This window comes from Henriciella marina DSM 19595 (assembly GCF_000376805.1).
GTDB lineage: Bacteria > Pseudomonadota > Alphaproteobacteria > Caulobacterales > Hyphomonadaceae > Henriciella > Henriciella marina.
The window spans coordinates 2,378,927-2,392,646 of record NZ_AQXT01000002.1; the positions used below are offsets into that span (position 1 = coordinate 2,378,927).

Genomic DNA, 13,720 nt, shown 5'->3' on the forward strand with positions numbered 1-13,720 from the left:
TGTTCTTAACAGTGTATTAACAATGTTCCCGAGGGCGTTCGGGCAACTTTATTTAAGTCCTTTAGTTGGCCGGTGGGGTCAGAATTGGGGAAGGTGGAATGAAACTTAGCAAGAAACTTATGGTGGGTGTCGTTGCCTTGGCTGCACTCCCCCTAACTGCCCACGCCGATGGTGAAATGGGTACCTGGGATAACGAAGCGGTTGGAGAGCAGTACTCTTCAAGTGGTTCAGCAACCGATGAGCGTGTCCTTACCGATGCGCAGGTTCGTGAGATTATCCAGCGCAGTGGCACGTCCGGAGGCGCCGATGTGCGCTATCTCGGCGGCGAGCAGCAAGCGATCGACAGCGTCCTTTGCTGTGAGAACGTTGAAGAGCGCGTCACCGAGCAGACCGAGATCGAGGAAACGACGACATATTTTGATGCCGTCACCCGCCGCGAGATCGTTCAGCCAATCGAACGTGTCCTGATCCAGCCGATTGAACGCCGTGTCGTTCGTCCGCGGGTTGAGGAATTCACCGAAGACACCGTCTACGAAGAAGAATACCTTCCGGTCCGTGTTGAGCAGGACGACGTTCCTGCCGTTCAGGAGAACGTCACAACAGACGTCACTGAAGAGTATGTCGAAGAAGCAACTGAGACCTATTACGACGTCGTGACACGCCGTGAGATCACTCAGCCGATCGAACGCACCACGATTGTTCCAGTTCAGCGCCGCATCACGCGTCCACGGACTGAAACAGTCACCGCCGACACGCGTTACGAAACGGTCCGCGCACCAGTTCGCGTCGAACAGGACCAGGTTCCGCAAGTCGTCGAGAATGTTGTCGAGGATTTCGTCGACACGACCCGTGAAGAAGTCACCGAGACCTATGTCGACGCTGTGACCCGCCGCGATGTGTATCAGCCGGTCGTTCGCACCATGGTTCAACCAGTTGAGCGCCGCATCCTTCGCGGTACGACTGAAACCGTGACCGCCGCAACGCGCTACGAAGAAGAGCGTCTGCCGGTCCGCGTCGAAACCGAAGAGGCCCCGCAGATCGTCGAACAGGTTGTTCCGCAGGTCACTGAGCGTACGGTTCTCGAAGTTGAAGACGTCTATGTCGATCAGGTTACCCGCAACGTGGTTACCCCGGTCGTTGTCACCACGATCCAGCCGGTTGAGCGCCGCGTTCTTCGCCCGCAGACTGAAACGATCGTCCGCGACACCATCTATCAGGAAGAGTATCTTCCGAGCCGTGTTGAAGCTGAGCCCATCCCAGAGACCCAGGTGAATTACATCCCACAGGTCACTGAGGAATATCGCGAAGAGTACACAGAGTCCTACTTCGAAGCGGTCACCCAGCGTAACGTGGTCCAGCCGGTCGAGCGTCGCATCATCCAGCCGGTAGAATATCGCCGCGTCCGTTCGCAGGTTGAGCAAGTTGTCGCTCCGACCCGCTACGAGACCCAGCGTGCTTCCCTGGTGGTCCTGAACGTTGGCCCAGGTTGCCCTTGCTAGGACAAGCCTGACACCAAAGACACCGATAGGGGCCGGCTCGATGAGCCGGCCCTTTTCTTTTCGTCGCGGCACTTGGCTCTGGCGGCTCCGGCCGTCTTGTCAGAAAGGGCTTCGCGTGGTCTTTTCGCGCTGCAGCAGGAGGCCTCAAATCCATGTCCGGCAAGACGCTTTACGACAAGATCTGGGACGCCCATCTCGTTCACACCGATGCGGCGAGCGGCGATTCCCTCATCTATATCGACCTTCATCTCATCCATGAGGTCACCACACCTCAAGCTTTCTCCGGCCTGAAGGCCAATGGACGCCGTGTGCGCCGTCCTGAACTGACCCTCGCTGTGGCAGATCACAACACGCCGACCGAGAACCAGTCCGCAGGCCTTGAGGGCGTCACGGACGAGGCTGCCCGCAACCAGCTCTCTGCCCTCAGCCGGAATGTTGCCGAACACGGCATCGAATTCTTTCCAATGGGCGATCTACGCAACGGGATCGTCCATGTGGTCGGACCCGAACAGGGGCGCACCCAGCCCGGCATGACAATTGTCTGCGGCGACAGCCACACCTCGACGCATGGCGCGTTTGGCGCCCTCGCCCATGGCATTGGCACATCTGAGGTCGAACACGTCCTCGCGACACAAACCCTGCGCACCCAGAAATCGCGCAACATGGCCATAGAAGTCAGCGGCAAGCTTCGCGAGGGCGTCACCGCCAAGGATCTTGCCCTCCATCTGATCGCCGTCATCGGCACGGCCGGCGGCACAGGCCACGTCATGGAATATCGCGGCGAGGCGATCCGCGCCTTGTCCATGGAGGGGCGGATGACGCTCTGTAATCTCTCCATCGAAGGCGGCGCGCGCGCAGGTCTGATCGCGCCCGACGAAACAACTTTCGCCTATATGAAGGGCCGGCCCGCCGCACCAGAGGCTGGGGCCTGGGAAGCCGCTGAAGCCTATTGGCGCACGCTCTACTCTGACGCGGATGCCAATTGGGACCGGGTCGTGGAAATCCGCGCCGAGGACGTAGAGCCAACCGTAACCTGGGGCACCAGTCCTGAACAGGCCATCCCGCTCTCAGGGAATGTGCCGGACCCCGCCACTATTACAGATCCAGCCCGAAAAGCCTCCATTGAGCGTGCACTCCACTATATGGACCTTGCCCCCGGCGCGCCAATTTCCGGCACACCGGTGCAGCGCGTGTTTATCGGCTCGTGCACGAACTCCCGCATCGAAGATCTGCGCGCCGCCGCTGAGATCGCGTCTGGCGCTCAAGTCGCCGACACTGTCCGCGCCATGGTGGTTCCAGGGTCTGGACTTGTCCGGGCGCAGGCCGAAGCCGAAGGCCTCGACAAGGTCTTCACCGACGCCGGGTTTGAGTGGAGAGAGCCCGGTTGCTCCATGTGCCTCGGCATGAACCCGGACATCCTTGCCCCGGGCGAGCGCTGCGCATCCACCTCGAACCGTAACTTCGAAGGCCGCCAGGGCCGTGGTGGCCGCACCCATCTGATGAGCCCGACCCTCGCCGCCCGCGCCGCGATCACTGGCGTGATAGGATAGCGGACCAGGACAAGGCGGACTCGCTTCTGCTTGCCCTCTCCCTAAAGCCTGCTTACTCCAATGGTTAATAGAGTACTTCAGAAAACTCATTAGGGGGGACACCCATGAAACGCCTGGCAATCAGCCTTACCATTGCAGCCCTGTCCGCAAGTGCCGCCTTTGCCGACTCGATGACACTGAAATTCGATAGTGACACCGGCAACGATCAGGAAGTCATGCTTTATGATGACGGCACCCTGAAATCGGCCGCTGGCGAAGGGACGTACACGTACGACGAAGCCACCGCCGAAATGTGCGTCGCCAGCGAAACCTATAATGGATGCATCACCTTCGCGTCCCCCGGCACCGAGGTCGGCGACACCTCCGCCTATACCGGCGCAAATGGCGCCAGCGGCACCGCAACCATCATCGCCGTCGGGGAGTAAAAGCGGTTTGACTGGTAACGGCCTCTTATCTGCGCTCGATCACATTGTGTTGGTCTGCCCAGATATAGAGGCCGCAACTGCGGCTTACGAAACGCTTCTAGGACGCGCGCCAGACTGGCGCGCATCCTCTGGCGGCGCAGCCAGCGTGCTCTTTCGGGTCGATAATACAGCGCTGGAGCTCATGGCGCCCGATGGCAATGAGGGCGCGGCACCTAGATTGCGAGAGTTGTCGGCCAGCGGCGCGGTGCTTACCAGCCTCGCCTATCGCACAGATGACATTGCCTCGACGCACCGGCTGTTGACCCGGCGCGGCCTGTCGCCTGATGCCATCCAGCCGGGCAACAGCACCGATCTGAACAGGCGCGGGACCCGCTACTGGCAACGCTTCCGCTGCAGCGATGAGGCGATGTCCGGCATCAAGACATTTATCATCCAGCCAGCCGACAAGCCAAAGCCCATTGCTGCCGATGCCTCCTGCGTCCACTCTCTGGATCACATTGTTATCAACACTCCCAGCCCTGAGCGCGCCGCCGCCACCTATGGCGCCCGTCTTGGCCTGGACCTCCGCCTGGACCGGACAGCTGAACAATGGAAGACGCGCTTTCTCTTCTTCCGGCTTGGGGGTCTGACACTGGAAATCATCAATCGTCTGGATGAGGACCAAGACCCTGACGCCAGTGACCACGTCTGGGGTCTGACCTGGACAGTGGCCGACATTACGGCGGCCCATGAACGCCTGTCGGACTCCGGCCTGGAAATCTCGAAAATCCGTATGGGCCGAAAACCCGGCACAGAGGTCTTTACGGTAAAAAGCGGCACGCTTGGCGTCCCCACCCTGTTCATCGCGCATTCCCGCGACTAGAAGACCTATATGAAAGCCTTCACCACCCTCTCTTCGACCGCCGCAGCCTTGACCGATAATGGGCGGCTGATGGCCAATGTCGATACGGACATGATCATCCCGAAACAGTTCCTGAAGACCACCCAGCGCGAGGGCCTCGCCGAGGGTCTGTTCTTTGAACTCAAGACAAAGGCCGATGGCAGCCCGGATCCAGATTTCGTTCTGAACAAGCCGCAGCATCGCCATGCCGGCATCCTGATCGCCGGGGACAATTTTGGCTGCGGGTCTTCACGAGAACACGCCCCCTGGGCGCTGCTGGATCAGGGCATAACCTGCGTCATCGCCCCTTCCTTCGCCGATATCTTCCACAATAACTGCTTCAAGAATGGCATCCTTCCGATCGCCCTCGCGCCAGAAATTTGTGAGGCGCTCGCAGAGCAGGCGGGCGGGGCAAATCATCGGTTCACGATCGACCTTGAGCGCCAGACGATTACCACCCCTGAAGGCGCGGAAATCCGCTTCAACATTGAACCAGGCCGCAAGCAAAGTCTACTTCAAGGACTTGACGACATCGGTGAAACCCTGATGGCCGGTGAAACAATCGATGCCTTCGAAGCGCGACGTGCCCACGAAACACCCTGGCTGCAAGGCCGGGCGAACGGATAAGCAGGTATGGTCGTTATTGAAGGGACTGTGCGGATTGATCCTGCTCATCTTGATAGGGCCAAACCGGCCATGGAAAAGATGGTACTGGCCAGTCGGGCCGAACCGGGATGCATCGATTACGCCTATGCGTTCGACCTGATGGATAACGGCCTCATCCGGGTCAGCGAACGCTGGCAGGACAGAGACAGTCTGAAAGCCCATTTCCAGACGCCGCACATGGCGGCATGGCGCGCCGTCTGGCCGTCACTGAATATTCAGGACCGCTCATTGCGGCTCTATGAAGCTGACCCAGAAACGATCTAGATCAAAGCGTAATCCATGAAACAGACCCTGCTACTCCTCCCCGGCGACGGGATCGGCCCTGAAGTTATCGCAGAAGCTCTGCGAATCTGCCAGCTTGTGGCGCCGGACATTGCCGTCGAAGAGGCGCTTGTCGGCGGCGCATCGATTGACCGGCACGGCGTTCCTCTGACCGATGAGACCCTTGAGCGGGCCAGCAAGGCTGACGCGATTCTGCTCGGTGCGGTCGGCGGACCCAAATGGCAGGGAGTTGCGCGTCAAAACAGGCCTGAGGCCGGGCTTCTCGGGCTTCGCAAAGGGCTCGACGTCTTCGCCAATCTTCGTCCTGCCTACTGTTTCAGCTCTCTGGTCGATGCGTCCAGCCTGAAGCGCGACCGCGTCGAAGGTCTCGACATCATGATCGTTCGTGAGCTGACCTCAGGGGTTTATTTCGGGCAGCCGCGCGGCGTCGACACCGATGAGAACGGCAATCGCCGCGGCTATGATACGTCTGTCTATACGGCCCCTGAGATCGAACGCGTCGCCCGTGTCGCGCTTGAAATCGCTCGAGGGCGGGACGGACGCGTCTGCTCGGTCGACAAGGCCAATGTCATGGAGAGCGGTCAATTCTGGCGCGATGAGGTCACCACAGTCCACCAGACGCATGGAGAAGGCGTTGAGCTTTCTCATATGCTTGCCGATTCCTGCGCGATGGAGCTCGTCCGCGAACCCAAACAGTTCGATGTCATCCTCGCCGACAACCTTTTCGGCGATCTTCTCTCCGATGCGGCGGCCATGCTGACCGGCTCGATCGGCATGCTGCCCTCTGCCAGCCTCGGCACCGAAGGCACGCCGGGCCTCTTTGAACCGGTCCATGGCTCAGCGCCCGACATTGCCGGCAAGGGCATCGCCAACCCATGCGCGGCTATCCTGTCGCTGGAGATGGCGCTTCGCTGGTCACTGGCGAGGCCGGATGCGGCGGACCGCGTCATGGGCGCTGTCGCCAGGGCGCTCGAGGCGGGCGCGCGCACGAGCGATCTCGGCGGCACCCTCTCGACCACCGCAATGGCCGACGCGATCATTGATTGTCTCTAGAACAAGAGCCCGGCTAGCTGCAACCGCCTCAACTATAATCAGCGACCCGGCTCATCAGTTGGCCGCGAAACTCGAAAAAGCTCGCGCCGCGGATCTTGATCGTCTCTCCGGCCTTGCGTCCGTTTGGCAGATCCACAGCGGCCTTGCCCTCAAACTCGACCTCGGCGGCCGCCTTGCCCTGCCCGATGACAAGACTGACCAGCTTCTGGCGCCGATAGGAGAAAGCGCGACCGGAAAGCTCGGCGACCTCGCGCATCTTGTCGCGGCCCTCGAACGTCATGGTCTGCCCATGATTTGAGATATTCTCGAAGACAACGTCTTCTGTGACGCAGTCCAGCATCCCTTCGATGTCGCGCGAATTATAGCTCTTTATGTATTTGGTGATCATGTCTTCGATCACGGTGTTACCTCTCGGGCCTTAAATGATTGCAGTTCCCACCCTGAATCCGCCTCAGTCCTGCATTACATGGGGTTCAAATCAAGGCTGGCGCGGCGCTCTTTCCTTGGAAATCCTGTGAACCGTCCGGCTGGCGATCACCCCATTGGACGAATGCCCGCTTGTCGTTAAATGAGCGGGTTGCCGCGAAAGGAAATATAATGGCTATCAAAGTCGCAATTGTTGGCGCCACAGGGAATGTGGGCCGCGAACTTCTCAACATCATGGACGAGCGCGATTTCCCCGCCGCTGAAGTCTACGCCCTCGCCTCACGCCGCTCGAAGGGCCGCGAAGTCAGCTATGGCGACAAGACGCTGAAATGCCAGGTCCTCGACGACTTCGACTTCTCAAAGGTCGATGTCGTCCTGATGTCTGCCGGCGGCGCGCTGTCAAAGGAATGGTCAGAGAAGATCGGCAAGCAGGGCGCGATTGTCATCGACAACTCTTCTGCCTGGCGGATGGACCCGGACGTGCCGCTCGTCGTGCCGGAAGTGAACGGCGAAGACGTGCTCGGCTATGCCAAGAAGAACATCATCGCCAATCCGAACTGCTCGACGGCCCAGCTCGTCATGGCGCTGAAGCCGCTTCACGATGCGGCAAAGATCAAGCGTTGCGTCGTCTCGACCTATCAGTCGGTGTCCGGCTCGGGCAAGGCGGGCATGGATGAGCTCTGGAACCAGACCAAGGGCATCTTCGTCAACGACACGCCAGAACCACAGGAATATTCGCGCCAGATCGCTTTCAACGCGATCCCGATGATCGGCTCGTTCCGCGATGATGGCTACACGGACGAAGAAGCCAAGATGTGGAACGAAACCCACAAGATGATCGATCCGAACATCAAGCTCACTGTCACCTGCGTCCGGGTGCCGGTCTTTGTCGGCCACTCGGAGACCGTGAACATAGAGTTCGAGAACGCGATCACACCGGAAGAGGCCCGCGAGGCGCTTCGTAATTTCGATGGCGTCCAGGTCATCGATAATCCCGAAGAAGACCAGTACATCACGCCGATCGACTGCAAGGGCGAATGGGACACGTTCGTCTCGCGCGTCCGTGTTGACAATACGGTCGAGCATGGCCTGTCGCTCTGGGTTGTCGCTGACAATCTCCGCAAGGGCGCAGCCCTCAATACGGTCCAGATCGCCGAAGAGCTGATCAAGCGCGGCGTCCTGACAGCCTAAGCTGCCGCGCCAGGTGCGCGCTTTCCTGACCGCTTACCCAAGCCCCAGCTTTGTTCGGTCTTCCGGGATCTGACAAAGCTGGGGTTTTTCACGAGATCATTCGCTGCTGCTGGCCGTCTGGCCGCGCTCGCTCTGTCTGCTTGCGACACGAGCGTTTCCAAATAGGCTACCGCCGCGGCGACGACACATGCGCAAACGGCATCGGCCGAGCGGGTTGAGGCCCCTGTCCGCTTTCTGGTTGACCCGTCCGGCAGATCAAACCCCTCTCCGGGGCGGTCTGGCGATGTAATTCGCCCTTCAAATGTTTCAGAATATTACTTTTACGATGCGTTTCGAATGAAAAAGCGTCCAGCTGGCCAGTCACGTTTCAGTATTGAATACTCTATCACAGCGTTATGACTATTTTTGACTAACCAGTTACCTCCTGGTTGCACCTCGTCAGGTAAAACCGCCTCATGACGATTGTTTCAGGTGGAGCCTGTGCCCGGCACGCGCTCAAGGGGTGGAGACAGTTTTTCATGCAGGACGACGAGAAAAAGATCGAACAAGGCCCAGGCGGCGCATTCAACATGATACCGGGACGGCCGGCTTTGACCTCCGCGTTTGTATGTCTTTCGCGGCCAATGGAGGAGTTCGAAGATCTGCAACGTGCAATTGAGCTTGCCCCAATGAAGGCGTCGCGGCGGGAGCTGCCGAACGAAGTTTCCCTCGACGCTTACCGCGCCAACCGGGGGCTAGACCAGGTTTGAAGGCATCATAGCCGTTTGCACCCTTTCTTGGGGCATGCGGACAACTCATACGGGAGGAGGCTAGAATGGCATTCCAGACATCACGCATTTCCGAACCTGAGACACACCTGCCGCTTGCCAGCGAGAGCGAGCGGCTGCACCAGCTTCACGCGTGCGGCATCCTCAGCCAGACAGAAGATCCGCGCTTTCAGCGTCTGGTCGAGACGATTGCCGACTTCTTCCATGCCCCCATGGCGTGCTTCTCCGTCATAGACGCCGGCCAGCAGATCCTGCTTGCCAGACAGGGTCTTGAGGACCCCGTTACCGACCGCGCCGCTTCCTTCTGTCAGTATACGATCCGTCAATACGGTGTACTTGCTGTCGAGGATGCCGCGATCACACCGCCCTTTTCTTCAAACCCTTTTGTGCTGGGACCGCCCCATATCCGCTTCTATGCGGGCGCGCCGGTGATCATTGACCGCAGGCATGCCATTGGCAGCCTCTGCATTCTCGATACCGAGCCGCGCCACCTGGACCCTGCCGAAACGCAGATGCTTGATCATTTCGCTGTCCTGCTGGCGACGATGGTCGAGAGCGACATCGGCGCACCCGACAGAATAACCAGCAGCGCCCGCCATGGTGGCGCAGCATGAAGGCAAACCTCTCAGCTGCCGTCCATGGTGCCTGCATCCTGATCGGCCGCGACGGCTCCATCCTTGAAGCCAATGCCCCCTTTCACAAGATGACCGGACTTCACCGGCTCGGCGGGCGAAAATATGGCGATCTCCTTGCGCCCGAAGACCGCAAGCGCTGGGCTCATGTGCTTGACCTTTTGAGCCTCGGTGACGCGCGGATCGAGGATCAGCAATTTTTTAGCGGCGCCAGTGCCGTCATTAATTTCACCACGGTGAAGATGGGCTGCGGCCAGCCCGCCATTGCCGGCTTCGTCCTCGTCGACAGCGTCGGCAACGCCCCCGCGCAAGACCCTCTGGGGGCATCGCCAGGATTGAACCCGGCGCGCCTTTTCAAAGGCGTCTCGGCCGCGCGGCTACGTCTGGAAGGACGGATCAGTAGCCTGGAAAGCCAGCTTCAGGACGCGCTCCGTCTTGCCCATACCGATTATCCCACCGGCCTGAAGAACAGGATCGGTCTGGATGAAGATATTCAGAAGGAGATCGCTCGCGAAGGCGCAGAAAGCGCCAATCTATTTCTGGTGACTGTCGATCTCGATGACTTCAAGCAGGTCAATGACACCTATGGCCACCATACAGGTGACAGGTTGCTGCGGGCCATTGGGCGCCGCCTCAGGGCGCCTGCAGACGTCGTCAGTGCCGCCCGGATCGGCGGGGATGAGTTCGCCATACTCGTCCGCAGCGCCGCGCCCGCCGGAGAGGCTTTTCTCGCCGGTCTGGAAACGCTGCACGCCCGGATCTGGCGTCCCGTCACCATTGGCGGAACGGCGCTGACCCTGTCCGGATCGGCTGGCGTCGCACGGCTCAGCCTGAGAAGCGGCACGGCCGTGACGGCTCTGCGAAACGCCGACGCCGCCCTGCTAGAGGCCAAGGAAGCCGGCAAGAACCAGGTCCGGCTGTTTGACAAGGCGCTCGCCGCAAGACGCCGTCGCCGCAAGATTCTTGAGACCGATCTGGCCTTTGCCATCCGCCGGCAAGAGATCGCAGCCGCCTATCAGCCTGTCATCTCTGCCCGCGGCGAAAACTTTAATGGCGTCGAAGTTCTTGCGCGCTGGGAGCATCCGGAGTTTGGCCGCATCGCCCCGGACGAATTCATCGATCTTGCGGGAAGAGCCGGCGCGCTCACCGATCTCGATCTAGGTGTCGTTAGAAGGGCCTGCAGAGAGCTTGGCCCGCTCTTCGCGTCGAGACAGCTCCAGTTCGTCTCGTTCAACATCTCGCCGCAGGAGATCAGCCGCCGCGATCATGTTCTAGCCTTTATAGATATTCTCAAGGGCTCGAGCATTCCCCTGGAAAGGACCTGCGTCGAGATCACTGAAACCGATATCATCACTGATTTCGAGGCGGCCAGGACGGCAATTCAGGATCTGAAGGCTGAGGGGGTCACGATTGCGCTCGATGACTATGGCACCGGATATTCGAACCTGCGCGCCCTTCTCGACCTGCCGATCGACGTCATAAAGATCGACCGGTCGCTCATCGCCGATGTCGCGAAGGACAAGCGCTCCATGCAAGCGGTTGTGTCCATTGTCAATCTAGCGCGGGTGTTCAATGCCGACCTGGTGGCAGAAGGCCTTGAAAGCGGTGACCAAATTGCCGTTTCCCAGGCGCTCGGCTGCAAGTTTCTCCAAGGATTTGGCATTGCCAGACCCATGAATTCCGACCAGCTTTTGCAGTGGTTACTGCAGAATGCGGTTGGTGCCAAAGCAGACGACAACATAATCGAACAGAAAGGAAGGGATGACCTTCGCCTAGTAAGCTAGAGAATCTCTAAAGGCGGCCTGTATGCGCGTTTTAGTCATTGATGATGAACAGACGCTTCTGGATACGATCAAACTGAATTGGCCAGACCCTGAAAGCAGGATCGTTACAGCTACATCCTTTTCTGAAGCAAAGCCTCACATCTACGCCTCGCGTCTTGCCGACTTCGATTGTGTCATTCTTGATCTGCAGCTTCCGGATGCGAGCGGCTCGACCATACTTTCGGAAATAAAGCAGATCGCGGATATTCCCGTCATGATGGTGTCTGGGTGGGGGGACACGAAGTTTCGCGCCGACACCCTCAATCGCGGTGCAGACGACTATGTCATGAAGCCCGTTGGCGTCAGCGAGCTGCACGCCCGCGCACAGCGACTTACCGGGCGCCGTGCCCCTTCTCGCCATTCCGCCGGTGCCTTGCTCTACATCGGCGACTGCCGTTTCCACCCGCTGGCGCGCGAGCTGAGCGGCGACAAGACCACCATCGCCCTGACGGGGGCCGAGTCCGCTCTGCTTGAATCTCTGGCCCGAGCCCGCGGCGGGGCCGTAACGCGGCAAGACCTCTATATGAAAGCATTCGGGCGAGAAGGCCGCAGCGGCGACAAGTCACTCGAAACTTATATCGGCCGGGTGCGTCGCCGGATTACAGAAGCTGGAGATGACGGCGACCGCCGGGTCCAGTCGGTGCGCGGTGTTGGTTACAGGTTGCTGATAGAAGAAATGGCGTCTGATTAGGCTCCTTCGCCAGCTCAGTCCTCACTTGCGCCGATCTCCGACAGCCTGACGGCAAGAATCGGGTGGCCCCGGCCAGCGACCTGCACTAACTGCCGCGCATGACACCAGAGCTTCGTCTTGGCCTTTTGAGCGGATTTGGCGCCTACCTTCTCTGGGGTGGACTGCCGCTCTATTTCCGGCTGCTCGATCATGTCGGCCCGGTCGAGATGCTGGCGCACCGTATTCTCTGGGGCCTGCCGACGGCGATCATCTTCATCGCAGTTGCGATGCGCTGGCAGGATGTGCGCCGCGCGCTGACGCCCCGCCGGATCGGCTATCTCGCCATCTCTGCCTGTCTCATCGCCATTAACTGGCTGGTTTATATCTGGGCGGTGTCGGCCGAGCGGGTGACCGAGGCGAGCCTTGGCTATTTCATCAATCCCCTCGTCAGCGTGCTACTCGGCATGATCTTCTTCTCCGAGACGCTGCGGCGCGCCCAATGGATCGCAATCGGCATCGCAGCTTGCGGCGTGGCTGTGCTGACATGGGAACTTGGCCGCCTGCCCTGGGTCTCGCTCGTTCTCTGTTTCAGCTTTGCCACTTATGGTGCGGTGCGCAAGACGGTCAGTGTCGACAGCCGTATTGGGTTCGCAATCGAGACGGCGCTTCTCTTCCCGATCGCCTTTATCTGGCTCGCCTGGTTCCAGCAGACGCCAGATGGCGGCTGGCTCGGCGATGGTACCTTGCTCGACTGGTTCATTCCGCTGGCTGGGCCCATTACGGCCGTGCCGCTCATCCTGTTTGCGCTCGCGGCCAAGCGGCTGAAACTCGCGACAATCGGCATGATGCAATATCTGACGCCGACGCTGCAATTCCTGATCGCGGTCCTGGTTTTCCGTGAGCCGTTCGGGCCTGTCGATGCTGTTGCCTTTGGCCTGATCTGGACGGCGCTTGTCGTCTTCACCGTCGACAGCGTTCTGGGCGATCGCAAGGCAAGGCGTCTTGCCCGCGCCGCCCGCCTCGCCGAGTGACAAGAAAAAGCCGGCTGTCCTCTTTTGAGGCAGCCGGCCAAGGTAAAACCACATGAAGCCGGATGGAGGTCCAACTCTCGTTCCAGAGAGCAAGTGCGGTGCCAGTTCGTGTGTGAGGAGAATACACCTAAGCGCGAATTGCTGCCGAGGGCTTAAGCAGATCGATGAAATTTCACAGATCTTATCGATGCGTCGAAAAAGCGAGCCAGATCGCAATCCCTACCAGTGACAACGCGAACACCGCCCTCACCGGAACGGACTGGCGATAATCTGCTAACTTCTGACCGAAAGCCGCGCCCGCCAGCACAAGGCCCGAATGAACCAGAACAGCGATCAGAATATGGATCGATCCGAGCATCAGGATCGCAGCCGCAGACGGCATGTTTCCATCAAAGCCTGCAAACTGCGTCACTACGGCGATATAGAAGACGAGCGCCTTGGGGTTAAGCAGATTGGCGATGAAACCGCGCCTGAAGCCCTCTAGCGATTTTGCATTGCCGGGCGAAGCCTCACCCGTTTCCCGCCAGGCCTCAACAGCAAGATAGAGCATGAAGCCGATCCCCGCCCAGCGCAGGATTTCGTAGACAAGCTGATTGTCTGAGATGAAGGCAGAAAATCCGGTCGCCGCCAGAATAAGCTGTGCGCCAAGACCAAGCGTAATACCCACTACGGCCATGAAGCCAACCCGCCGGCCCTGCTGCGCCGAAAGCGCGGTCAGCCATCCCATGTTCGGGCCGGGCGTCATTTCGACGAGCGCCATCGCCCCCAGGAAGGCGAGCCAGTTCATCTCGCTCAACATACCGTTTTGCCCCCGCTGGCCTCACC

Annotated in this window: 15 protein-coding genes; 13 read left to right on the forward strand and 2 right to left on the reverse strand. The window is 59.7% G+C overall.

What is annotated here, in order from left to right:
• The first annotated feature begins 98 nt into the window (after positions 1 to 98).
• The 7 genes from F550_RS0111760 (at position 99) to leuB (ending at position 6,355) form a co-directional block, all read left to right on the forward strand.
• Entirely contained in the window at positions 99 to 1,499 is a 1,401-nt protein-coding gene (locus F550_RS0111760) for a hypothetical protein (RefSeq protein WP_156807930.1), read from the forward strand.
• A 152-nt stretch (positions 1,500 to 1,651) separates the two neighbouring features.
• Positions 1,652 to 3,049, forward strand: a complete 1,398-nt coding sequence (leuC, locus tag F550_RS0111765; RefSeq protein ID WP_018148759.1) for a 3-isopropylmalate dehydratase large subunit — start codon at positions 1,652 to 1,654, stop codon at positions 3,047 to 3,049.
• Positions 3,050 to 3,153: 104 nt separating this feature from the next.
• Entirely contained in the window at positions 3,154 to 3,474 is a 321-nt protein-coding gene (locus tag F550_RS0111770; protein WP_018148760.1) for a hypothetical protein, read from the forward strand.
• A 7-nt stretch (positions 3,475 to 3,481) separates the two neighbouring features.
• The gene (locus tag F550_RS0111775) at positions 3,482 to 4,336 is read left to right on the forward strand and encodes a VOC family protein (RefSeq protein WP_040500530.1); all 855 of its coding nucleotides are present in this window, start codon (positions 3,482 to 3,484) and stop codon (positions 4,334 to 4,336) included.
• Positions 4,337 to 4,345: 9 nt separating this feature from the next.
• Positions 4,346 to 4,981: a 3-isopropylmalate dehydratase small subunit gene (gene leuD / locus F550_RS0111780; RefSeq protein ID WP_018148762.1), complete on the forward strand. Its 636-nt coding sequence runs from the start codon at positions 4,346 to 4,348 to the stop codon at positions 4,979 to 4,981.
• A gap of 6 nt (positions 4,982 to 4,987) precedes the next feature.
• Positions 4,988 to 5,284, forward strand: a complete 297-nt coding sequence (locus F550_RS0111785; protein ID WP_018148763.1) for a putative quinol monooxygenase — start codon at positions 4,988 to 4,990, stop codon at positions 5,282 to 5,284.
• A gap of 15 nt (positions 5,285 to 5,299) precedes the next feature.
• Positions 5,300 to 6,355 (forward strand): 3-isopropylmalate dehydrogenase, encoded by a 1,056-nt coding sequence (gene leuB, locus F550_RS0111790; RefSeq protein ID WP_018148764.1) that lies wholly within the window; start codon positions 5,300 to 5,302, stop codon positions 6,353 to 6,355.
• Positions 6,356 to 6,383: 28 nt separating this feature from the next.
• On the opposite strand, the gene F550_RS0111795 is transcribed toward leuB, so the two are convergent.
• Entirely contained in the window at positions 6,384 to 6,755 is a 372-nt protein-coding gene (locus F550_RS0111795; RefSeq protein ID WP_018148765.1) for a nuclear transport factor 2 family protein, read from the reverse strand.
• A 197-nt stretch (positions 6,756 to 6,952) separates the two neighbouring features.
• Between F550_RS0111795 and F550_RS0111800 the strand changes: the two genes are divergently transcribed.
• From F550_RS0111800 to rarD, 6 genes are all read left to right on the forward strand, one after another.
• Positions 6,953 to 7,972: an aspartate-semialdehyde dehydrogenase gene (locus F550_RS0111800; RefSeq protein WP_018148766.1), complete on the forward strand. Its 1,020-nt coding sequence runs from the start codon at positions 6,953 to 6,955 to the stop codon at positions 7,970 to 7,972.
• A gap of 518 nt (positions 7,973 to 8,490) precedes the next feature.
• Positions 8,491 to 8,721: a hypothetical protein gene (locus tag F550_RS0111805; RefSeq protein WP_018148767.1), complete on the forward strand. Its 231-nt coding sequence runs from the start codon at positions 8,491 to 8,493 to the stop codon at positions 8,719 to 8,721.
• A gap of 65 nt (positions 8,722 to 8,786) precedes the next feature.
• Positions 8,787 to 9,353 carry a GAF domain-containing protein gene (locus tag F550_RS17715; protein ID WP_018148768.1) on the forward strand — a complete coding sequence of 189 codons (567 nt, stop codon included), beginning with the start codon at positions 8,787 to 8,789 and terminating at the stop codon, positions 9,351 to 9,353.
• Complete coding sequence (locus F550_RS0111815; protein WP_018148769.1) at positions 9,350 to 11,155, forward strand: putative bifunctional diguanylate cyclase/phosphodiesterase; 1,806 nt, start codon at positions 9,350 to 9,352, stop codon at positions 11,153 to 11,155. Before F550_RS17715 ends, F550_RS0111815 begins: the two co-directional genes overlap by 4 nt.
• Positions 11,156 to 11,177: 22 nt before the next feature.
• Positions 11,178 to 11,885, forward strand: coding sequence for a response regulator transcription factor (locus tag F550_RS0111820; protein ID WP_018148770.1), 708 nt, complete (start codon positions 11,178 to 11,180; stop codon positions 11,883 to 11,885).
• A 98-nt stretch (positions 11,886 to 11,983) separates the two neighbouring features.
• Entirely contained in the window at positions 11,984 to 12,895 is a 912-nt protein-coding gene (gene rarD / locus F550_RS0111825; protein ID WP_018148771.1) for an EamA family transporter RarD, read from the forward strand.
• 181 nt (positions 12,896 to 13,076) lie between these two features.
• Here the strand turns inward: rarD and F550_RS0111830 are convergent, their stop codons facing one another.
• Positions 13,077 to 13,694, reverse strand: coding sequence for a LysE family translocator (locus F550_RS0111830; protein WP_018148772.1), 618 nt, complete (start codon positions 13,692 to 13,694; stop codon positions 13,077 to 13,079).
• Positions 13,695 to 13,720: the final 26 nt, after the last annotated feature.